This is a genomic window from Micromonospora sp. NPDC047644, from assembly GCF_040704315.1.
Classification (GTDB): domain Bacteria; phylum Actinomycetota; class Actinomycetes; order Mycobacteriales; family Micromonosporaceae; genus Micromonospora.
Genome location: NZ_JBEYSY010000003.1, coordinates 341,942 through 362,403, shown reverse-complemented (window position 1 = coordinate 362,403; position 20,462 = coordinate 341,942). Strand labels below are relative to the sequence as shown.

Here is a 20,462-nt window from a genome sequence, read left to right as displayed (position 1 = left end):
TGTCGGCGTGCGAGACGACCTCAACCAGATCGAAGCGGCTCTCCGGGGCACGCCACTGGCCGGCCTGCCGATCGGGCACGGCCCGTCGGGCACGATCCTCGTCGGCGACGTCGACCCCGACCGCCTGTACGAGGTCTGGCAGGCCGCCGAGGCGCTGGTCCCGGTCACCGGACGCCGGCCCGTCATGGTCACCGACGACTTCGACGACGCGCTGACGATCCGGTCCGAGCCCGAGCAGGGTCCGTCGGAGTCGGAGCTGCGCGCGTTCGTCGAGGCGGCGGCGTCTTCCGAACCCTGGCTGACCTTCCGGCACTACAGCGAGGACCAACACGTCGACGAGGACGAGATCGGGTTCTACGCGCGGGGCACGACCGGCGTCGACCTGACCGCCCTGGTGCCGGACGTGGTGGTGCCGACACCACTGCCGGTGCTGGAGCGGGCGCTGTACGACCGGCTGCTCGCCGACGCCGACCTGCACGCCGAGGTGCTTGGCAACGTGCGGCTCGTGACGCAGACCGAGTACTGGTACACGCCGGACAGCGTCCTGCTCATGCTGCTGCCCACCACCGACGTCCGCGGCTCGGCGTACTGGGTGGACTTCCACGGTGCGCTCACCGAGGAGGACCGCCAGCAGCTCGCCGAGGTGCTGGCGCGGTGGCGGCGCCGGTGGGACGCCCGCCTGGTCGCCTCGTGGGACACCATGCTGCAGTTCCAGGTGGGGCGTCGCCCCACGCCCGGTGACGAGGCGTGGGCTGCCGCCGGTCAGCTCATGGCGCTCGCTCCGGACCTCGAACTGAGCCGATGGGAGGTCGCCGTCGCCCTGCCGGCCGGTGACGCCTGGTTCGTCCACAACCGACCCTGATCGACACGGTCCCCACGCGACTCAGCCCTCGTCAACCCCCTCGACCGTGACGGTACGGGAGACTTCCCGGATCAGATCGAGCGGTTCCTCGGTCCAGTGGGAGGCGAGGACGAGTTCCCGGGCCGGGTCGACCCACAGCAGGTGTCGTCCGCCGTTGCCCCGGGCGCTGCGGCCGGTCGCCGGGGCGCCGGGCCACGGCACCTGCTCGTCGTTGAGCCACCACAGATAGCCGTACTCCTGTTTGACCGGGCACGGGGCCCAGGACTGGTCAACCCATTCGGCACTGAGCAGCCGGGTCCCCTCATGGGTGCCGCGGTCCAGGAAGAGCTGACCGATCAGGGCCAGGTCCCGGGCCGGGACGATCAGTCCCCCGCCCCAGTGCGCGCCGCCGGAGACCGCCTCGATCCGGCGTCCGTCGAGGTCGACGACGCTCGTCGAGTACCCGTGCCACGACCACCGGTCCGACGCGCCCATCGGGTCCATGACCCGCTCCCGCAGCACCTCCGGCAGCGCCCTGCGAAACAGCAGCGTCAGCGCGTAGGCGAGCAGGTTCATCCGTACGTCGTTGTACGCCCACCCCTGGCCCGGGGGTGTGCCGTGCACCTCGGTCCGCTCGCGGAAGCTCTGCGCGTCGACGCTCGTCGGCTTACCCCACAGCTCGCCCTCCCACTGGCTCGACTGCTGCAGCAGATGACGCCAGGTGATCTGCTCGTTGTGCGGCCCCCGGAACTCGGGTACGTCGACGACCTGGTGCACCGGTTGGTCCGGCACCAGCAGCCCGTCGTCGAAGGCCAGGCCGGCCACCACCGACACGACCGACTTGGTGACGCTGAACGCCATCTCCGGGACGTCCGGGTCGCCCCAGGCCGCGACCTCCCGACCGCCGACCCGGACGACACCACTGGCTCCGCTGGCGGCACGCAGCGGGCCGACGACGTCACGGTGGCTCGCGTCGGCGACCTGTGCGGCCAGGTAGGCCCCGATGTCGGCGGCGTCTCTGGTCCACCGGGCACCGAACTCCTGGAGGATCCGCTCCAGCCGTTGCCGATCCACCGCCACGTCACCCATGCCCAGCAGTGTCCACCACGCCCGCCGTCGGCCGAGCGGGCCGTGATCAGCCACATAGGATCGGGCGACCTCGTACGCCGGGAATGAGGAGCGTCCCCGTGACCCTGCTGGAACGTCTGCACCTGGCCGGTATGCGTGAGGTCGTCGCCGTGCGACCGGTGACCGGTGGGCTCGCGGCTCTGGCGGGCATCGCCACCCGCCGCGATGCCCCGCCGGTGTTCGTCAAGGCATTCGCCGACCCGCCGGCCGACGACGTCTTCGCCGCCGAGGCCGAGGGGCTGGCCGCACTGCGCGACCTGGGCGGCGTGGCGACACCCGAGGTGATCCTGGCGGATCGGGACGTACTGGTGTTGTCGGTGTTGAGCGAGAGGCCGCGCAGCGAGGCTTTCTGGGAGCGGTTCGCCCACCTGCTCGCCCGGCTGCACCTGAACACCACCCATCCCCGTTTCGGCTGGCACCAGGACAACTGGCTGGGCCGACGCCGTCAGGTCAACACGTGGAACGACGACGGCTTCGCCTTCTTCGCCGAGCACCGGCTGCTGCGTTGGCTCGACGAGCCCCGCGTCGAGGCCGCGCTCGACGCGGAGGACCGGTCGGCGTTGGAACGGCTCTGCGACCGGCTGCCCGACCTGCTTCCCGAGCGCCCGGCGTGCCTGACACACGGCGATCTGTGGGCGCAGAACGTCCTCGCCACCGCGCACAGAGAGCCGGCGCTGATCGACCCGGCCGTGTCGTACGTCTGGGCCGAGGTGGACCTCGCGCACGTGTGGTCCACCTCGCCCCCGCCCGAGGCACGACGGATGTTCGACGTCTACGCGGAGCTGACCTCGCTCGACGCCGACTGGGAAGCTCGGATGCCGGTCATCCAGCTGCGACAACACCTCGCCGTGCTGGCTCAGTTCGACGACGACTGGGGCGCGGCCGACCAGATCCGCGCCGTCCTCGCCCCGTTCCGGACGCGATGCTGATCAGAGGCCCCGGCGGCCGGTGGCGGAGACCGGCCCGGCCAGCCGATGTCGCCCGACGGCCGCCGAGACCCACGAGCGGAGCGGAGCCGGGCCCTCGTTTACGGTGACCCCCTGGAATGGGGGGTGGATCATGGCACCGGAGATGTCGCCACGAAGGGCCAGGGCCGTGCTCGTCACGCTCTCCCTGGCCGCGTTCGCGTTCATCACGACCGAGCTGCTGCCCGTCGGTCTGCTGACCCGCATCGCACCCGACCTGGACCGGTCCCGCTCACAGGTGGGCCTGCTGGTCAGTGGGTACGCAGTCGTGGTGGTGCTGGCGTCCGTGCCGCTGACCCGACTGACCCAGCGGGTCCCCCGGCGGCACCTGCTCGGCGTCACGATGCTCCTGTTCGCCGCCGCCAACGCCGGCGCCGCGCTCGCGCCGACGTACGCCGTGCTGGCCGGCACCCGCCTGGTGACCGCCCTCGCCCAGGCGCTGTTCTGGTCCGTCGCCACGGCGACCGTGATCGGACCGTTCCCGGTCGCGGTGCGCGGTCGGGCGGTGGCGCTGTTCGCGACCGGGGCGACGCTCGCCCCGGTGCTCGGCGTACCCCTCGGCACCTGGCTCGGGCAGCAGGCTGGCTGGCGGGCGGCGTTCGCGGTGCTGGCCGGGATCGGGGTGGCGATCGCCGCCGCGGTGCTGTTCCTTCTTCCCTCCTATCCCCCGGCGGCCGGCGGTGCCGCCCGGGGCAGCGCACCGGACGGCCGTCGCTTTGCGGTCCTGCTGACCGCCACGGCCCTCGGCATCGGCGGCTTCATGACTCTGCAGACCTACGTGACACCGTTCCTGCTCGACGTCAGTGGCTTCGCCGACGCGGTGCTCGCGCCGTTGCTGTTCGTCTCCGGCGCGGCCGGCGTCGTCGGCACCCTGGTCGCGGCCCGGACTCTGGACACCCGACCGATCGCTTCGCTGCTGACGCCGCTCGGTATCGGCACGGCCTCGCTGCTCGGGTTGCACGTGCTCGGCGCGCTCAAGCCGGGCGTGGTCGCGCTTCTCGCCGGGGTCGGCCTCGCGTACGCGGCGTTCGGCTCCGCCGTACAGAACCGGATGCTGCACCTGGCCCCGGGCAGCACCGACATCGCGTCGGCCGGGGTGAGCGTCGCCTTCAACGCCGGCATCGCCGGTGGGTCACTGCTCGGCGGCGCGCTCCTGCCCACCTCGGGGGCACGCCCGCTGGCGCTCGCCGGCGGACTGCTGACGCTGGCCGCCCTCACCCTGCTCGCCGTGGACACCCGTCGCCACCACACCGCACCCGCCAGCCGTGTCTCCGACCTCTCTGGGCGGAGCACCTAGAGCGCCGGCCGGCCCGCGGTGGTACCCGGCATCGCCCGGCGGCGTCGCCGGGCGGGTGATCGGCGGGACAGCAGGTAGCCGGTCCCGGCGGCGGCCAGGCCGGCGAGACCGGCCGCCGCGAAACCGCCCGCCGGCACGGAGAGGTCGATCGCCACACCGACCAGCGGGGATCCGAGCGCGAAACCGGCGCTCTGCGCCGACGACTGCAGACCCGTCACCTCGCCGCGTGCGCCGGGCGGCGCCAGGCGGCTCACCGCGTCGGCGACCGAGCCGAGGGTCGGCGCGGTGAGGAGGCCGCTTCCCACGACGGCCACGCACAGCCAGGGCCAGTCGTGGGCCAGCCCGGCGGGAATCGTCACGAGCCCGAGCAGGGCGAGCAGCAGCCAGGTGGGCAGTGGCCGGGGCAGCGCGCCGTAGACCAGCCCGCCGATGACCGACGACAGGCCGAACACCACGACGACCACGGCGGCCCAGGACACCTGACCTACCTCCCGCAGCGTGGCGACGATGGCGAGGTCGACGCCGCTGAGCAGCGTCGTCGTCCCGAACGCCATCGTCAGCGCGGCGATCATCCTCGCGCTCAACCACTGCCGCCGTGGCGGTCGTTCCGCTGCGGCGGCCTCCGCCTCGTCCCGGGCGTGCATCGGTGGGTTGAGCATGGCGATGCCGACACCGCCGGCCAGGATCGCGGCGCCGACCCCCCAGGCAACCACGTCGGGGGACACCGTCGCCGCGCCGAGGATCACCACCGCCGGCCCCACGATGTACGACAGCTCGCCCTGCACGGCTTCCAGCGCGAACGCGGCCCGGCGTTGCCCCGACGTCGTCATCGCGGCGATCGCCTGCCTGCTCACCGCCTGGGCCGGCACCATCAGCAGGCCCGCCACGAAGCTGGCGACCAGCAGGAACCCGTACGGCAGGACCGGCACGGCCAGCCAGAACACGACCTGCGCGCCGGCGGTCACCAGCAGGACGGGACGCAGCCCCCGCGAGTCGATCATGCGGCCGAGCAGCGGCCCGCCCAGTGCCACTCCGGCGGTCAGGGCCGCCGCGACCCCACCCGCTGCCGCATAACTCAGCTCCAGGCCGAGGACGACGAAGAGGGTGAGCGCCATCACGTCGGCGGTTATCGCGGTACGGGCGAGCAGCGAGACACCCAGCAGCGGTGCCATCCCTGGCACGGCGAGCACCTGCCGGTAACTGGTCACCCGTCCGACGCTAGCCCCGTCCGCATGCCATAAGAAGACACCATCTTGTTGATGCTGGCATAATGACTGCTTATGGCAAGGGACCTGGAGACCGCATTGCTGCGGTCGTTCGTCGCCGCCGTACGGGAAGGCAGCATCAGCCGGGCCGCGACCGCCCTGGGGCAGACCCAGCCCGGTCTCAGTCAACAGCTGCGCAAGCTCGAGACCGTCGTCGGTCGACCGCTGCTGCACCGCTCGTCGACCGGTGTCTCGCCGACCCGGGCAGGCGAAGAGATCCTGCCGTACGCCGAACGCATCCTCTCGCTCTCCGCACAGGCACTCGCCGAGACCGGCCGGGCGCTCACCGGCCACTGTGGCGTCGGGTTGCTCGAAGACCTCGCCGCGTCCCACCTTCCGCAGGCCCTCGCCGACCTCGCCCGGCTGCATCCCGGCGCGACGCTGGAGGTGCTCAGCTGCTCCAACGCCGCCATGCGGGAGGCGTACGACGCGGGGCGCGTCCAACTCGTGCTCGACGCGGTACCGGACATCCCCGGGCCGCCGCGCTGGACGGTGCGCGCCCCGCTGGTCTGGGCGACCGGGCAGGGTGTGGACGTGTCCGCCGACCCGCTGCCGGTGGTGCTCTTCTCCAACCCGTGCTCCTGGCGTACGTCGGTGCTGGACGCCCTGGAGCGCGCCGATCGGCGTTGGCGGGTGGCCTTCGAGAGCAACAGCCTGGTCGGGGTGCTCGCCGCGGTACGGGCCGGGCTCGGCGTGGCGGCGCTCATGCCCGCGAACCTCGAACCGGCCATGATCTGCCGGGACACCGATGCCCTGCCCGTCCTGCCGGACGTCGAGTTCGGTCTCGCCCGGCACCCCCGCACCGATGGTGATCCGCTGATCGACGCCGTGGAGACCGTGCTCCGTCGCCTCGTCTGAGTACGCGCCTGGGCGGCTCGGCCGCCCTGCTCACCCACGACGGTCGGCTCCTCTGACGGGGAGCCGAGGTCAGGCCAGCACCGCTGGCAGCACCAGCAGGGCGAAGCGGATCACCCGCCCGGAGAGGCAGGCGACGGCGAACTCCCAGCGTCGAAGGCCCGCGGTGCCGGCGGCGAGGCTGACGACGGCCAGCGGCGGAACCCCGACCGCGGCGGAGGCCAGCACAGTCGGCAGGGCCGTGCGGCGGCGGGATAGCCAGCGTCGGATCGGCTCGGTCCACCGCGCGGCCCGAGTCGCCGCGCGAGGTGGCTGTGCCCGCTTCGCGACCTTCAGGGCCAGCCGCCCCGAACCACGACGCGCCGACTCGAACAGCAGCAGCTTGCCGGCGGTCTGCCCGAGCGCCAGCGCGAGCACGGCGACGAGTGCGTGGCCGCCACGCTGCCCGGCGATCACGGCGTAGGCCTCGGCGTTGACGATCGGGACGAGCGCCGACGCGACACCGTAGCCGAGCGCCACCACGGCCTCGGCGAGGCTGCTCATGCCCGGCCGTCCCGTTCGAGCAGCCGGGCCACCGCTGCGACCGACCACAGCTTGACCGCCACGACGGCGACGGCGACGCCCAGCGCGAGCAGGTACTGCCCGAACGCGATGGCGCCGATGACGCCGGCGGTGTTGGCGACCTTGGCCAGCGGCGACCAGTTCAACGCCCAGACCCGTCGGTCGACCAGGTGGAAGTAGTTGGGGCTGAGCACCGGCCAGCACAGGAACGCCAACGACAGCATGGTGTCCAGCACCAGGAACGAGAGCAGGAAGACCAGGGCCACGACCGCGACGTCCGGCACCAGGGAAACCAGGCCCACGCAGAGTACGGCGGTGCACGCCCGGTCGCTCACGATGTCGAAGACGGCCCCCGCCCGGGTCTCCTGGCCGAGTCGGCGGGCGGCCCAGCCGTCGAGCACGTCACCGAGCCAGTAGATACTGTACGATACCGCCATCAATGCCACCGACCCGGAGACGAGGGCCAGGATCCCGACGGTGACAGCGGCGACCGTGCGAACGGCGGTGATGTAGTTGGGAACCGTACGAAGCGGGCCGACGGTGATGGCGATGCGGGAGTCGACGAGAGTCACCTCCGCAGACTCGTCCGGTAAGCGTTCTCGCGGAACGAGCCGTGGTGCCGTTCCAGCTCCGAGGGGGGTACCGGGGTGCCGGACGATCCGGTACCCGGGTACTGGCCGGCCTTCCGGCCCGTCACGGAGACTGTGCTGGTGCTGACTGGAATCCGCGAACGGCTGCGCGACCCCGGGCGGGTGCGCCGGCTCGCGTACGCTGCGACGGCCCTGATCATCGCCGCTGTGGTCACCACTGTCGACGGAGGTCTCGCCGTTGCGGCGGGTTGGGCGTGGCTGGTGCTGCCGGTCGGCCTCGGCGCGATAACGCTGCGCCCCCGCTACCGGGCACTGGTGTTCGCGGTCTGCGCCGGGTTCGCGGCGCTGGTCAGCACCGGAGAATCGGTGCAGTTGGGCCTCGTGGCCGCCGCCCTCGTGTTCGTCTCGACCTGTGAAGACCCGGCACGACGGCCATGGATGGGCTGGGTGGGTGGCCTGATCGGCGCGGCCGGCGCCCTCGCTGTCGCGCTGATGAACCAGCGCGGGCTGTACGAGCAGCCGTTCGTCTTCGTGGCGGCCGGCTATCTCCTGGCGACCCTGTTGCGGTCGTGGTCGCACAGCTATGCCCTCACGCAGGAGACGGACCAGCTACGCGGCCAGGCGGCCTGGCTCGAGCAGCGCACCAACCTTGCCCGTGAGCTGCACGACGTGGTCGGTCACCACGTCACCGCCATGGTGGTGCAGGCGGAGGCGGGTCAGCTCGGTGACGACCCGGGCGCGGCGCTGCGCGCGGTCGCGGACAGCGGACGCACCGCACTGAGCGAGCTCGATGCGCTCGTCGTGCACCTGCGCGATCCCGACGCGGCTATCGCGGTGAGCGCGCCGCCGCGCCTGTCCGACATCGACGAGCTGCTGGCGCAGCCACTGCGCCAGCAGGGCGTGGCGGTGCGGGTCGAGCTGGACCCCGACCCGGGCCTGGACGAGATCGGGGTGTTGACCGCCTACCGCATCGCCCAGGAGGCCCTCACCAACATCGCCCGGCACGCGAAAGCCACAGCGGCCTGGGTGGAGCTGGTCCGCGTCGGCGACCACGCCCGCCTGCGGGTCAGCGACGACGGAATCGGGCTCCCCCATGCCCCCACCAACCGCTCGGGCCTGCTCGGCATCGGCGAACGTGTGTCCGCACGCGGCGGAAGCTGGGAGCTGAGCCAGCGCCCCGGTGGCGGCACCATGCTCCAGGCCAACCTGCCGGTGGCGAACCCGTGATCCGGGTCGCGATCGCCGACGACCAGGAACTGGTCCGGGACGGCTTCAGCCTGATCCTGCGATCTCAGCCCGACATCCAGGTCGCGGCCGAGGCGGCCGACGGGCGGCAGTTCCTCGACGCCGTACGTCGCGACTCCCGCATCGACGTCGCCCTCGTCGACATCCGCATGCCGGTACTCGACGGCCTGCAAGCCACTCGCGAGCTGGCCAGAATCCCACACGCGCCGGCCGTCATCGTCGTCACCACCTTCGACGACGACGCCTACGTCCTGGACGCCATCGCCGCCGGCGCCCGCGGATTCCTGCTCAAACGGTCCAGTGCCCGCGACCTCATCGCCGCCGTGCGCACCGTCGCGGCCGGCGAGGCGGTCCTCTCCGCCGAGGTCACCGGCGCCGTCCTCGACCGGGTCCGCGCCACCGGGCCGGCCACCCGGGTGGAGTTGACGGCCTACCAGCTGACCGCTCGGGAGACCGACGTGCTCGCCCTGATCGGCGCCGGGCTCAACAACAACGAGATCGCCGAGCGCCTCTACCTGTCGATGAGCACCGTCAAGACCCACGTGACAAACGTGCTGGCCAAGACCGGCAGCCGTGATCGCGTGGGAGCCGCCATCCTGGCGATCCAGGCCGGCCTCACACCGTGACTCAGGAGCGGGCGCGTGCCAGCCGGCGTCCCAGGCTGGCCTGTCTGCCGCCACCCGGTCAGCGGCTGAGGGTCGTAGGGTTGCGGTATGGCACAACGACTCGTGAGCGTATGGCAACCGTTCTTCCTTGCTAGCGAGAGTCGGAGCGCGGCCATCGACGCCGCGACCGAGTTGGAGGGCCTCGGGTATTCCCGAATCTGGTTCTCCGGTGGTTTCGGCGAGAACGTCGCCCCCCGCTTCCGGGAGATCCTGGACGGGACCACGCGCATCGGGGTCGCGACCGGGATCGTCAGCATCTGGCACTCGTCGCCACCCGAGGCGGCGGCGTTCGCCCAGGACGCTGAGCAGGCGCATCCCGGCAGGTTCCTGCTCGGTCTCGGCGCCAGCCACGCGGTGGTCGTGGAGAGCGGCGGCACCGACTACCGCAAGCCGTACTCACGGATGGTCGATTACCTCGACGGCCTCGACGCGGCCGGGCTTACGCCCGAGCGGCGCATCCTGGCGGCACTGGGCCCCCGGATGCTCGAACTCTCCCGCGACCGCTCGACCGGCGCGCACCCGTACTTCGTCCCTGCCGAGCACACCGCGCAGGCCCGGGCGGCGATCGGGCCCGACCGGCTGCTCGCCCCCGAGGTCGCCGTGGTCCTCGACGCGGACGCCACCACGGCCCGCGCCACTGCCCGCCAGTACACGAGGGGGTATCTCGCGCTACCGAACTACACCAACAACCTGCGGCGATTCGGCTGGACCGACGAGGACTTCGCCGACGGCGGCAGTGACCGCCTCGTCGACGCCCTCATCCCGTGGGGCACCGTCGAAGAGGTGGTGGCCGGGTTGGAGAAGCACTACCAGGCCGGCGCGGACGAGGTGGCGATCCAGGTGCTCAACGGAGGCGACGACACGGCGTTCCCCGCCGACGCGTTCCGCGCCCTCGGCGCGGCCCTGATCTGATCTCCGGGAGGACGAACGCGTGATCGGTGACCGGTGGGGGGTGACCAGGAACGAGACGACGCGGCCCTATCCCTGCGACGAGTTCGTCGTCTCACCCGCTCTCCAGGCATGGCGAGGAGTGTCGATAGCGGCACCCCCCGCAGCGGTGTGGCCGTGGGTGACCCAGGTGAGGCTTGCCCCGTACTCATATGACTGGATCGACAACCTGGGTCGCCGCTCACCTCGACAGTTGCGGGGTCTACCGGAGCCGCACGTCGGCGAGGCTTTCACCACCGCGGGTTGGCGGAAGCTGGGAAGGATCGTCTCGGTCGACCCCGGCAGGCAGCTCACGAGCACCATCATGGGCGCCTTCATGTCCTACGTCCTGGTGCCCTGGGAGCGGAACACCACGCGTCTGCTCCTCAAGGTCGTCATGCAGTCGCCCCGCTGGGCCGCGCCCGGGCTGTCCGTCGGCGACCTGATCATGGCGCGACGGCAGTTGCTCAACCTGAAGCAACTCGCCGAGCGCAACCAGACCACGAACTGACCCCTGACCCGAGCGGACGGCTGGCCGGCCTGTGGTGTGAGCCGCCGTCGGCGAACGGCGGCAGCTCGCGGTGTGCCGAACTGGACGCCGTCCGCCGCTCGCCCGATCAGGCAGCCGTCACGAGGCTGACCTCACGGACGGCCCGCATCGCGCCGGCCCAGCTTTCCAACTGGTCGAACAGCAGCCGGGCGCTGCCGGCGTGCATGTCCGCCGGCGTGAAGTCGGCGAAGTTCTCGAAGTCGGTGTACAGCGAGAAGCTCAGCTGCTGCTGAACGTGCGCCACCTGCAACTCGCTCAACACTCCGCGCAGGTGCTCGATGGCCCGGGCTCCGCCGACGGCACCGTAGCTGACGAACCCGGCCGCCTTGTTCGTCCACTCGTTGTAGAGGTAGTCGATCGCGTTCTTGAGGACGCCTGAGGTGGAGTGGTTGTACTCGGGGGTGACGAACACGTAGCCGTCGTACTCAGCGATCTTCGTGGCCCACGCCTTGGTGTGCTCCTTCGAGTACAGGCTGGGGCCCGCCTTCGCCGAGACCGGCTCGTCCAGGTGCGGCAGCGGATAGTCGGCCAGGTCGAGCAGCTCGTACTCGGCGGCGGTACGACCGGCAGCCTGGGCCAGCACCCAGTCGGCCACCACCTTGCCGTTGCGGCCGGGGCGCGTGCTGCCAAGGATGACGGCGATCTTCAGGGCGGACATGCCTGCTCCTCTGGTTACGTGAACTTTCATGTAAGACACTAACAGTCTGATACGTGAACGTTCATGTGACGTTAGACTCGACGCCGTGACGACCGAAGGTCCGACCTGGCTGACCGCCGACGAGATGCGCGCCTGGCGCGCTCTGCACGCGGTCGCTGTCGTGCTGCCGGTCGCGCTGGACGTGCAGTTGCAGCGTGACGCCCAGATCAGCCACCTGGAGTACTACGCGCTGGCCGGCCTCTCCGATCGGCCGGACCGCACGTTGCGCCTCAGTGACCTCGCGATCCTGACCGGGGCAGAGTTGTCCCGGATCTCCCACCTGATCGCCCGGTTGGAGAAGCGCGGCCTGGTGCTACGTCGTCCAGACCCCGACGACGCCCGGTACACCAACGCCGTCCTCACCGAGCAGGGCTGGGAGAAGGTCCAACTGGCCGCGCCGGCCCACGTGGCGACCGTACGCAAGCTGCTCTTCGACGGCCTCGACGCTGCTGGCCTGCGGGAGCTCCAAAGCGCGGCGGACCGGATCGTCGCCGCGCTCAGCACGACGGATCTGCCTCTCGCGCCGACGATCCGCAAGGCTCTTCGCCCGTCGGAGTAACCTGACCACCCCGCCTGACCGGATCACGCCACCGGTCGGGCTCCCGGTTACGGTGGGTGGCTGGTGGGGTAAGACCCGAATTTCGGGCACATGGGTACGCTGCACCGGCGGTGACCCCTTCCGGGCGGTGGTGGCGACCCGCACCGACCGGTGACACGTTGCCCGTATCCGCAAACGAGAGGCGAACCCCCACCATGACCGCGGTACCAGGCCAACGGTCTACCGCCGCTGCGCGTCCGGCCGCTGCCGAACAAGCGGCGGAGGACGACCTGCGGGCGTTGTTCGGGCAGTCCATCGCCGTCTTCGCCGCTCTGGCCGGGCCAGAGCACCTGCTGGAGACGGCGAATCCCGCGTTCTTCGCCACCATCGGCGAGGAGCGGGCCCGGGTCGGTGTGGCGATCGCCGAGCTGATGCCTGAACTGGCCGGTCAGGGATTCATCGCGCTCCTGGACCAGGTCCTCCGCACGGGCGAGCCCTACACCGGCCGTGACGTCCGGGTGGTGCTGGGCAGCGGCCCGCAGGCGCGGGAGGCGTTCTTCGACTTCACCTACGAGCCGCGCCGGAGCGCCGACGGCAACGTGACCGGCGTCCGCGTGCTGGGCGTGGAGACCACGCAGGTCAAGCATGCTCAACGGCTGATGGCCGAACACCGCGCCCTGCTGGAGCAGATCGCCCGCCAGGCGCCCCTGACCGAGGTGCTCGACGGGATGGCCCGCTGCATCGAGAACCTCGCACCGCAGGAGGTGCTCGTCTCCGTACTGCTGGCCGATCCCGACGCCCGGCACCTGCGTCACGGCGCCGCGCCGAGCCTGCCGGACTTCTACAACCAGGCCATCGACGGCATCGCGACCGGCGAAGGTGTCGGTTCGTGCGGCACCGCCGCCCACCGGCGGGAACCGGTGATCGTCACCGACATCGCCACCGACCCGTTCTGGGACGACTTCCGGGGGCTGGCCGAGCAGGCCGGGTTGGCGGCCTGCTGGTCCACGCCGATCCTGGCCCGCGACGGCGGCCTGTTGGGCACCTTCGCGATGTATCACCGCAGCCCGCGTGTCCCGCAGGACACCGACCTCGCCCTCACCCGGCTCTTCGCCGGCACCGCCGCCCTGGCCATCGAACGCCACCACATCGAGCAGGCGAAACTCGCCGCCGAGGCACGCGCCAAATCCGCCAGTGACGAGCTGGCCAAGGTGCTGCGCGTCGAGCGTGAGCTGCGCGCCGAGGCTGAGCAGCGCGCCACCGTCGCGGCGGAACTCGCCACCCGGATGCGCGCCGCCGCGGCCGCGCAGGCCGCCGCGCCGCACCCCGAGCACTGCCAGCTCGGCGGCGCCGCCGGATGCACGGCGCTCGCCGAGGTCAAGGTCGCCGACTCGTGGGGTGATGCGGCGTGGGGCTGCCCCGCCCACGTCGAGGAGGCCATCCTCAACGTGCGGTCGGTGTTCATCGCCAGCGAGGAACTCGGCGGCCTGACCGCCTACCTCAACCGCTGACGGTTGCCGATGCCGCGATCGGGTTCGGCTACGGGGGCGTCCCGCCGAGCAGCTAGGGCCGCCACTCCTTGCGGTAGTCGGGATGCTCGTTGTACGACTGCCCGAGCACCCGCAGCGCGTAGGCGAGACCAACGGAGCGCTCGTCGCCGGGAGCCATGGCCTCGTACTCCTTCGCCAGGCTGTCGACCAGGTCGAGCATCGGCAGGTGGCTGTCGAGGAGCGCATCGCTTCCGAACCGGTGAAACACGTCGGCGTACGCGTGGCAGTCCGCCTCGTACCGCCGGTGAAGGAATCGCAGGAGATCTTCCATCCGCCGATTCTCGCCCACGACCACAAGTGCTTGACCCTTCAAATTTCCACCGGTAGCCTTTCGGCAGGCATCCATGCTCATCTATCCAAGTAGGTGAACCATGCTGTGGAAATCCATCGCCCTCGCCGCGTCCGTCGCCGGCGTGCTGGCCACCGCCCCCGCCGCCTCGGCGGCAACCCCCAATGCCTCGGCCGACTACTGGTCGCCCGGGAACTGCCCGCAGGGCACGTTCTGCATCTGGCCCAACTGGGATCATCCGGCGGAGGGCCCCATTTCGACTCCGTCCCTGGTGACCACCACTGAATGGTCCGGCAACGTCCCGGCCTTCAACTACTACAACCGCACCTCCCGCAACGCCGAGATCACCTGGTCCTACAACTATCTCGGGACGCAGCTCTCCGGCGCGATCTGCGCCCGCCCCGGCGGCGGGGATCTGTACGTGCCCATGTTCGTGACGAAGGTGAGTTGGCAGCCGCGCACCTGCTGATCACTGCCGCGGCGGATCTCGGCGACGGATCGTGGCAGTGGCCAGGAGCCGTCGCCGCACCTCCGAGGAGGTCAGGGCGTCCACCGTACGCCCGGGTTCACCCGCCCCGACCAGTCGAAGACCGCCATGTTGTCCCACTGGTTTCCGGTGCCGTTGATGTTGGCCGGGTCCCAGCCGTTGCCACGGACGGCGTACCAGGTCGGTTCCCAGTAGAAGACCCCGATGGCCCCCGCGTTGCGGGCGGTGTTCTGCACCCAGTCGAACTCCTGGGCCTGCCCGGACCAGGTCGCGCTGATGCCGTCACAGGTCGCGTCGCCGATGGCGTTCGGCTCGCTGTCCGCGTTGTTCCGGGTGAAGGGGTACGCGGTCTCCACGATCACCACCGGCTTGCCGTAGCGCCCACGCAGGTCGACGATGTTGTTGTAGAGGTTCGCCAGGCTGCCGTGCCACATGCAGTAGTACGACTGCGCGGTGATGTCCCACTGCACACCCTGCGCTCGGATGCCGTCGTAGAACCATCGGGCGTTGGCGTTGCTGTCGGCGTTGGCGGTATGGATCATCACCGGGATGCCGCTGCCGCACGCCTTCGTGGCGTTGTAGCCCTGCTTCAGCAGGCCGGCCAGCGGGGCGAAGTCGTTGTTGACGACCTTGCCCTCGTTCCACAGCATCCCGACGTTGATCTCGTTGCCGATCTGCACACTGTCCGGCGGGGTGCCCTGCCCCCGCAGGCTGGAACAGACGTCGTAGGTGAAGGTGTAGACGTCGGTACGCAGTTGGCTCAGGCTGTGCCCGACCCAGGCGGCCGGCTTGTACTGCTTTCCCGGGTCGGCCCAGGTGTCGGAGTAGTGGAAGTCGATGAGCACCTTGAGGCCCTTCGCCCTGGCCGCCCTCGCCTGACCCAGCACCGCGTTCTTGTTGTTGTAGCCGCTGACCGGGTTGTTCCAGACGCGCAACCGGACGTAGTTGACGCCGACGGACTTCAAGATGTCCAGTGGGTCGCGGGCGACGCCGCCGGCGTCGTAGTACCTGGCACCCAGATCCAGGCTGCGCTGCAACGAGGAGACGTCGGCACCCCGCATGGTGAGCGTGTTCGCGGCCGAGGCGGGCGCGGGCGCGCCGCCGAGCGTGCCGGCGACGGCGAGGACGCCGACCGCGACGGCCCCGAGCAGAGCCCTGGTGCGGCGGTGGGGTGTGGCCGGATGGGCGTTCACGAGACTCCTTCAGCTCACCGTGCAGGGTGCGCCGTTCAGCGAGAAGCCGGTCGGCGGCGCGTCACTGACACCCCACCGCCCCTGCATGCCGAAGGTCGCAGAGCCGTTTGGCGCGAGGACGCGGTTCCAGTCGACGTTGCGAGCGGTCACGGCGGCCCCGGTCTGGCCGATCGTGGCGTTCCACCCCGAGGTGACCTGCTGGTCTCCCGGGAAGCTGAAGGTGACGATCCAACCCTCGATCGGTGCCGTCCCGGTGTTGTGGACTGTCGCAGTGGCCACGAAGCCCCCCTGCCACTGAGACTGGTTCCGGTAGGTCACCTGGCAGGTCGAGGGCGGCGGGGGCGGCGGAGTGGTCGTCGTCGTGGGCAGAGTGACGGTGTTGGACGCGATCGACACGTTGCCCACCGCGTCCCGGGCGCGCACGTAGTACAGGTTGCGCAGTGGCGTCGACGCGGGTAGCGGCGCCGTGTACGTGGTACCCGGCACGGTGGCGACCAGTTGCGAGGTGAACCAGCCGTCGAACCGGTAGACGTTGTAGCCGAGCACGCCGACGTCGTCCGTCGACGGCGACCAGGACAACGTGCCGGTCGAGGCGGTCACCTCGCCGACGGTCAGGTTCTGCGGCGCGCTCGGCGGGGTGGTGTCCGGGCCGGTGTCCGTCACCGGGGTGACCACCGTCAGCGCATTCGACCAGTTCGAGCGTTGCCCGAGGCTGTCCCGGGCGATCAATCGGAACGTGTACTGCTGGCCCGGCCCGAGGTAGTTGGTGATCGTGGTGCTGGTGACGGCCCCAACGGTGGCGCTGAAGACGATGTCGCCGAACTCCTGGTAGTACGTGATGTCGTACCCGGTGATGGCGCAGCAGCCGGACGTGGCGGCCGTCCAGGTGAGGGTGACCGACGCGCTGCGGACCTCGCTGGCGGTCAGGTTCGCGGGCGCACTCGGCGCGACGGGCGAGGTGCTCGGCGTACTGGACGGCGAAGTCCGCGGTGGCGGGGCGGTCCCGGCCGGCGCTGCGACGGACTCCGCGGCCCCAGCGGGCGCCGGAGTGACCCCCGGGTACGCGGCCGGCGTCACGGTGCCGGCGTCGGCCGCCGGCGCGGCGCTCAGGGCGCTGCCGAGCACCGCCGTCGACAGCACGACGGCGGCCAGCAGGCCCGGTCGCAGACGGCGGATGAGCGAGGACGAGGGAGCACCTGTCATAGGTCGACGATGCGGCAAGAGATCGATGATCGCCAACGTGTCTCACGCCTCGGCCACTGATCGACCCGGCTTATCGTGTGTCCTCACCACTCCTCTCCCCCGCCGCTTGGGTCGCGTCGCTCCGGCACGGTGTGGCCGTGCGCCGCTGACAGTCCACTGTGATCGGCCGACGCCGAAGGTTGCGGTCGGGCAATTCGCTGGGAGCGATACCAGTGGGGCAAAATCCAATCCCTCCGATCGCTACACTCGCCGCAACGCCGGCACCGCCCGCAGAGCCGAGCCCGCGCCAATCCCGATCGAATGGAGACGCCTGTGACCCGCGACAAGGCGGCACCCCCCGGCATCGACCCCAACATTCCCAGCGTGGCCCGGGTCTATGACTTCTTCCTGGGCGGCAAGGACAACTTCGAGGTCGACCGGAAGGTCGCCGAGCACGCCCTGCGGATCACACCGGACGGGCCGGCAGCCGGCCAGGCGAACCGGGCCTTCCTGCGTCGAGTCATTCGCTTCCTGGTCAGCGAGGCGGGCATCGACCAGTTCCTCGACATCGGCTCGGGGCTGCCCACCCAGGGCAACGTGCACGAGGTCGCCACCGAGCACAACCCGAAGGCTCAGGTCGTCTATGTGGACAACGACCCGATAGTCCTGACGCACGGGCGGGCCCTGCTCGCCGCAGAGGGCACCGCGACGGTGATCCAGGCGGACATCCGGGAGCCGCAGGACATCCTCAACCACCCGGACGTACGCCGGTTCCTCGACTTCGACCGGCCGGTCGGCCTCCTGCTCTTCGCCATCCTGCATCACCTCGGCGACGACGAGGACCCGAAGGCGGTGGCGGCCGCGTTGATCGACGCGCTGCCCTCCGGCAGCTACGTGGCGATCTCGCACTTCCGCGACCCGGGTGAGCGAGACCCGGAGGGCTCCCGCAAGGCCCGCGAGGTCGAGCGGGTCTTCAACGAGTCGCTCGGCACCGGCCGCTGGCGCACGGACGAGGAGATCCTCTCGTTCGCCGATGGGCTGACGGTGCTGGAGCCGGGGCTGGTGCCGCTGGCCGAGTGGCGCCCAGAGCCGGACGCCCCGGCCACGGTGCAGACCGACACCTATCACACCTTCGTCGGGCTCCTCGCCCGCAAACCGTAGGGGCCGTCTTCTCGTGAGCACGTCGGCGGGGGCACCCCCGCCGACGTGCTCACTGTCAGATCTGAACGTGGTTGGACCGACCCTGGCTACGGTGCGGGTTCCAGTACGACGACGGGGATCTGTCGGGTCGTCTTCCGCTCGTAGTCGGCGAAGCCTGGATATGCGGTCTTCTGCGCGCTCCAGATCCGTTCCCGTTCGTCCCCGACGGCAACTCTGGCGATCAACTCGACCTTGTCCGTGCCGATCTCGGCTTGGGCCTCGGGGTGGGCGAGCAGGTTGTAGTACCAGTCCGGATTGCTGGGCGCACCGCCCTTGGACGCGAACACGGCATAGCCGCCGTCCACCTTCTGGTACATCATCGGGTTCAGCCGAGGCTGGCCGCTCTTGGCACCGAGCGTGTGCAGCAGCAGCAGCGGAGCGCCAGCGAACTGACCACCGACCTGCCCCCCGTTGGCACGAAACTCAGCGATGATCTTGTCGTTGAAGTCGCTCATGTCTTCTCCTCGCCCCGCGCACCGGCCCCGTCGACAAGATTCTCACAGCTTTGACAGTGGCGTGACACTGCGAACGCGTCGCCGGTCGACCACACCGCTTCCAGGCCGTGGTCGGCGGCGTAGAGCAGGAATGGCCGCAACTCGGGGGCGACTTCCAGGTCGCGGCGCAGCGCGTACAGCTGAGCTGACCTCGCCGCCAGGAACGGTTGGGTGGCGAGCAGGCCCCGGAGATCCCCGAACCGCCAATCCACACCCAGCAGCTTCCTGACCCGCGCCAGCAGCCGAACCCCGTCGAGCGGAATCCCGCCCACATAGACGTCGGCGGTCGACGGTAGGTCCGACTCCGGTTCGGCCGGCAGGTCGAACCCGGAGCGCAGCCACACCTCGAACCCGGGGGCAACAACCTCGAGGTCGACGTCCCCGAGGCCGCCCAGGTCAGCCCAGAACACCGGCCCGCCGCCGCCGTCGCACCTGAGGAAGAATCCCCGATCGCCCTCCTGGCCGATCAGGAGGTAGCCCGTGAGCCACTCGCCGATTCCGTAGGTCGCGTTGCGTTCCGGCAGGGATCCCCCGCGGTACACGACCACTCCACCGGCGACGACGTCGTCAGTCATCGACGCCAACCAACGCTGGTAGGCGGCATCCGCCCGGGAAATGAGCTGCTCGACCATCTCCGCCGCCGGCTTCGTCTGTCGTCACGAGGCGCGGACACGCCTGCACCGGCTGGCGCAGCCGACACATCGAAGCCAACACCGTAGCCCCACCCGTACCGCAGAAGTGATCGTCCCCCTCCCCCGTTCGAGCATGCGGGCAGCTCGTTCTGACCGGTGCCGTACCCGCTGGCGGCCCAGACAGCTCGGCAAGCACTAACCGCCTCTGACCAGGCATTCTTGACTTATGGACCGTCCGATGAACCTACCCCTGGAGGTATCAACATGTTCACCACGAGGTTCTGGAAGGCCACCGCCGAGCGGGCGGTGAAGAGCGCCGCACAGGGCTTGCTGCTCTACTGGGGCGCTGACGTCGTGTTCAACGCCTGGCAGGCGGACTGGGCAGCGGCCGGTGGCATCGCGTCCGGTGCGGCGGTGCTGTCGGTGCTCACCTCACTGGTGAGTGCGAAAGTATCGGGTGAGGGCGACTCACCCAGCCTCGTCGGCCCTGAGTAGTAGCCTCGTCCGGCTGCGAACGGTGCGTCCCCGCTGACTTCGGTCGGCGGGGGCGTCTCACTCCCTGAGGTGGTCACCCGGGCCGACCGTCAGGCGTGGAAGCGGAAGACAGCACGGTCGACTCGCGCAGCAGGGTCGGCAGGTCGCCAAGGCTGGCGAACGCACGTCCGCCCCAGCTCGGGTCGGTGTCGTTATGCTCAGTCGTACGAAGCACGGTCATGCCGACCGCTGCCGCACCGGCCAATTCGCCGTCTGCGCCGTCACCGACGAAGACGCACTCAGCCGGCGCGACGCCCAAGCGCTCGGCGGCGATGCGGTAGATCGCCGGGTTGGGCTTGGCAAGCCCGACTTCGCACGAGAAGACGGCGACGTCGAAGCGGCGGGCGAGCTGGCTTTGCGGCCATGCCTCGGCGGTCTCGGAGGTGGCGTTGCTGATGAGGGCCAGTGGATGACCGCCGTCGCGCAGCACGTCGAGCACGTCCAGGGTGGCGGTCGAGACAGCGCCCAACACCCGGCGCGCGAGGGCACGGCGATGTTCAGCGGCCCGTTCCACCTTTTCGTCGGTCGGCGTGCCGCCGAGGCGTCCGGCAAGGATGCGGACGGTGTCCTCCACGTCCCACCGGACCAGCCGGTCACGCCAGGTTGCGTGATAGGCGGCGACTAGCGCGGCCGGAGCCACCCCGACCACGAGCGCCATCTCGCCAACAACCCGGTCACGCTCGTCATCGGCACCGTGAACCAGGGTATGGAACAGGTCGAAGATCACCGGCCGAGACATCTCAGCATCCTACTGAGGCCGTCGCCGCCGTCGACCGC

Annotated in this window: 24 protein-coding genes; 13 read left to right on the top strand and 11 right to left on the bottom strand. The window is 70.5% G+C overall.

Annotated elements, in window-relative coordinates; translation table 11 throughout:
* Nucleotides 1-7: 7 nt before the first annotated feature.
* The gene (locus tag AB0877_RS07685) at nucleotides 8-862 is read left to right on the top strand and encodes a DUF4253 domain-containing protein (protein ID WP_366607632.1); all 855 of its coding nucleotides are present in this window, start codon (nucleotides 8-10) and stop codon (nucleotides 860-862) included.
* Nucleotides 863-883: 21 nt separating this feature from the next.
* Here AB0877_RS07685 and AB0877_RS07680 read toward each other — a convergent pair whose 3' ends face one another.
* Nucleotides 884-1,930, bottom strand: a complete 1,047-nt coding sequence (locus AB0877_RS07680) for a serine hydrolase (RefSeq protein WP_366607630.1) — start codon at nucleotides 1,928-1,930, stop codon at nucleotides 884-886.
* A 98-nt stretch (nucleotides 1,931-2,028) separates the two neighbouring features.
* Here AB0877_RS07680 and AB0877_RS07675 point away from each other — a divergent pair, with 98 nt between their 5' ends.
* Nucleotides 2,029-2,898, top strand: coding sequence for a fructosamine kinase family protein (locus AB0877_RS07675; protein ID WP_366607628.1), 870 nt, complete (start codon nucleotides 2,029-2,031; stop codon nucleotides 2,896-2,898).
* Between the two features lie 130 nt (nucleotides 2,899-3,028).
* Nucleotides 3,029-4,231 carry an MFS transporter gene (locus tag AB0877_RS07670; protein WP_366607627.1) on the top strand — a complete coding sequence of 401 codons (1,203 nt, stop codon included), beginning with the start codon at nucleotides 3,029-3,031 and terminating at the stop codon, nucleotides 4,229-4,231.
* Here AB0877_RS07670 and AB0877_RS07665 read toward each other — a convergent pair.
* A complete protein-coding gene (locus AB0877_RS07665; RefSeq protein WP_366607625.1) occupies nucleotides 4,228-5,439 on the bottom strand; it encodes an MFS transporter in 1,212 nt (403 codons plus the stop codon). The two genes, AB0877_RS07670 and AB0877_RS07665, sit on opposite strands and share 4 nt — an antisense overlap.
* 72 nt (nucleotides 5,440-5,511) lie before the next feature.
* Here AB0877_RS07665 and AB0877_RS07660 point away from each other — a divergent pair, with 72 nt between their 5' ends.
* Nucleotides 5,512-6,354, top strand: a complete 843-nt coding sequence (locus AB0877_RS07660; RefSeq protein WP_366607623.1) for a LysR family transcriptional regulator — start codon at nucleotides 5,512-5,514, stop codon at nucleotides 6,352-6,354.
* A gap of 69 nt (nucleotides 6,355-6,423) precedes the next feature.
* On the opposite strand, the gene AB0877_RS07655 is transcribed toward AB0877_RS07660, so the two are convergent.
* Nucleotides 6,424-6,894: a hypothetical protein gene (locus tag AB0877_RS07655; RefSeq protein WP_366607621.1), complete on the bottom strand. Its 471-nt coding sequence runs from the start codon at nucleotides 6,892-6,894 to the stop codon at nucleotides 6,424-6,426.
* Complete coding sequence (locus AB0877_RS07650; RefSeq protein ID WP_366607620.1) at nucleotides 6,891-7,484, bottom strand: CDP-alcohol phosphatidyltransferase family protein; 594 nt, start codon at nucleotides 7,482-7,484, stop codon at nucleotides 6,891-6,893. Before AB0877_RS07650 ends, AB0877_RS07655 begins: the two co-directional genes overlap by 4 nt.
* 138 nt (nucleotides 7,485-7,622) lie before the next feature.
* Between AB0877_RS07650 and AB0877_RS07645 the strand changes: the two genes are divergently transcribed.
* From AB0877_RS07645 to AB0877_RS07630, 4 genes are all read left to right on the top strand, one after another.
* Nucleotides 7,623-8,729, top strand: a complete 1,107-nt coding sequence (locus AB0877_RS07645) for a histidine kinase (protein ID WP_366607618.1) — start codon at nucleotides 7,623-7,625, stop codon at nucleotides 8,727-8,729.
* Complete coding sequence (locus tag AB0877_RS07640; protein ID WP_366607617.1) at nucleotides 8,726-9,373, top strand: response regulator transcription factor; 648 nt, start codon at nucleotides 8,726-8,728, stop codon at nucleotides 9,371-9,373. The genes AB0877_RS07645 and AB0877_RS07640 overlap by 4 nt, the downstream gene beginning before the upstream one ends.
* Nucleotides 9,374-9,460: 87 nt before the next feature.
* Nucleotides 9,461-10,324: a TIGR03620 family F420-dependent LLM class oxidoreductase gene (locus AB0877_RS07635; RefSeq protein WP_366607615.1), complete on the top strand. Its 864-nt coding sequence runs from the start codon at nucleotides 9,461-9,463 to the stop codon at nucleotides 10,322-10,324.
* A 166-nt stretch (nucleotides 10,325-10,490) separates the two neighbouring features.
* Nucleotides 10,491-10,850 (top strand): hypothetical protein, encoded by a 360-nt coding sequence (locus tag AB0877_RS07630; RefSeq protein ID WP_366607613.1) that lies wholly within the window; start codon nucleotides 10,491-10,493, stop codon nucleotides 10,848-10,850.
* A gap of 106 nt (nucleotides 10,851-10,956) precedes the next feature.
* Here AB0877_RS07630 and AB0877_RS07625 read toward each other — a convergent pair whose 3' ends face one another.
* The gene (locus AB0877_RS07625) at nucleotides 10,957-11,547 is read right to left on the bottom strand and encodes an NAD(P)H-dependent oxidoreductase (RefSeq protein WP_366607611.1); all 591 of its coding nucleotides are present in this window, start codon (nucleotides 11,545-11,547) and stop codon (nucleotides 10,957-10,959) included.
* Between the two features lie 85 nt (nucleotides 11,548-11,632).
* On the opposite strand from AB0877_RS07625, the gene AB0877_RS07620 reads away from it, so the two are divergent.
* Nucleotides 11,633-12,145, top strand: a complete 513-nt coding sequence (locus tag AB0877_RS07620; RefSeq protein WP_366607609.1) for a MarR family transcriptional regulator — start codon at nucleotides 11,633-11,635, stop codon at nucleotides 12,143-12,145.
* Between the two features lie 194 nt (nucleotides 12,146-12,339).
* The gene (locus tag AB0877_RS07615; RefSeq protein ID WP_366607607.1) at nucleotides 12,340-13,635 is read left to right on the top strand and encodes a GAF domain-containing protein; all 1,296 of its coding nucleotides are present in this window, start codon (nucleotides 12,340-12,342) and stop codon (nucleotides 13,633-13,635) included.
* Nucleotides 13,636-13,687: 52 nt separating this feature from the next.
* Here the strand turns inward: AB0877_RS07615 and AB0877_RS07610 are convergent, their stop codons facing one another.
* Entirely contained in the window at nucleotides 13,688-13,945 is a 258-nt protein-coding gene (locus AB0877_RS07610; protein WP_366607605.1) for a DUF6221 family protein, read from the bottom strand.
* A 100-nt stretch (nucleotides 13,946-14,045) separates the two neighbouring features.
* Between AB0877_RS07610 and AB0877_RS07605 the strand changes: the two genes are divergently transcribed.
* On the top strand, nucleotides 14,046-14,432 hold the full coding sequence (locus tag AB0877_RS07605) for a hypothetical protein (protein ID WP_366607603.1): 387 nt from the start codon (nucleotides 14,046-14,048) through the stop codon (nucleotides 14,430-14,432).
* A gap of 71 nt (nucleotides 14,433-14,503) precedes the next feature.
* Here AB0877_RS07605 and AB0877_RS07600 read toward each other — a convergent pair whose 3' ends face one another.
* Nucleotides 14,504-15,643, bottom strand: coding sequence for a glycosyl hydrolase 53 family protein (locus AB0877_RS07600; RefSeq protein ID WP_366607601.1), 1,140 nt, complete (start codon nucleotides 15,641-15,643; stop codon nucleotides 14,504-14,506).
* 9 nt (nucleotides 15,644-15,652) lie between these two features.
* Nucleotides 15,653-16,846 carry a cellulose binding domain-containing protein gene (locus AB0877_RS07595; RefSeq protein WP_366607599.1) on the bottom strand — a complete coding sequence of 398 codons (1,194 nt, stop codon included), beginning with the start codon at nucleotides 16,844-16,846 and terminating at the stop codon, nucleotides 15,653-15,655.
* A gap of 312 nt (nucleotides 16,847-17,158) precedes the next feature.
* On the opposite strand from AB0877_RS07595, the gene AB0877_RS07590 reads away from it, so the two are divergent.
* Complete coding sequence (locus AB0877_RS07590) at nucleotides 17,159-17,986, top strand: SAM-dependent methyltransferase (protein WP_366607597.1); 828 nt, start codon at nucleotides 17,159-17,161, stop codon at nucleotides 17,984-17,986.
* 86 nt (nucleotides 17,987-18,072) lie between these two features.
* On the opposite strand, the gene AB0877_RS07585 is transcribed toward AB0877_RS07590, so the two are convergent.
* Nucleotides 18,073-18,480 carry a nitroreductase family deazaflavin-dependent oxidoreductase gene (locus AB0877_RS07585; protein ID WP_366607595.1) on the bottom strand — a complete coding sequence of 136 codons (408 nt, stop codon included), beginning with the start codon at nucleotides 18,478-18,480 and terminating at the stop codon, nucleotides 18,073-18,075.
* Nucleotides 18,477-19,094, bottom strand: coding sequence for a hypothetical protein (locus tag AB0877_RS07580; protein ID WP_366607593.1), 618 nt, complete (start codon nucleotides 19,092-19,094; stop codon nucleotides 18,477-18,479). Before AB0877_RS07580 ends, AB0877_RS07585 begins: the two co-directional genes overlap by 4 nt.
* Before the next feature lie 321 nt (nucleotides 19,095-19,415).
* Between AB0877_RS07580 and AB0877_RS07575 the strand changes: the two genes are divergently transcribed.
* Nucleotides 19,416-19,646, top strand: a complete 231-nt coding sequence (locus tag AB0877_RS07575; RefSeq protein ID WP_366607591.1) for a holin — start codon at nucleotides 19,416-19,418, stop codon at nucleotides 19,644-19,646.
* A gap of 73 nt (nucleotides 19,647-19,719) precedes the next feature.
* Here the strand turns inward: AB0877_RS07575 and AB0877_RS07570 are convergent, their stop codons facing one another.
* Complete coding sequence (locus tag AB0877_RS07570; protein ID WP_366607589.1) at nucleotides 19,720-20,424, bottom strand: HAD-IA family hydrolase; 705 nt, start codon at nucleotides 20,422-20,424, stop codon at nucleotides 19,720-19,722.
* Between the last annotated feature and the right edge of the window lie 38 nt (nucleotides 20,425-20,462).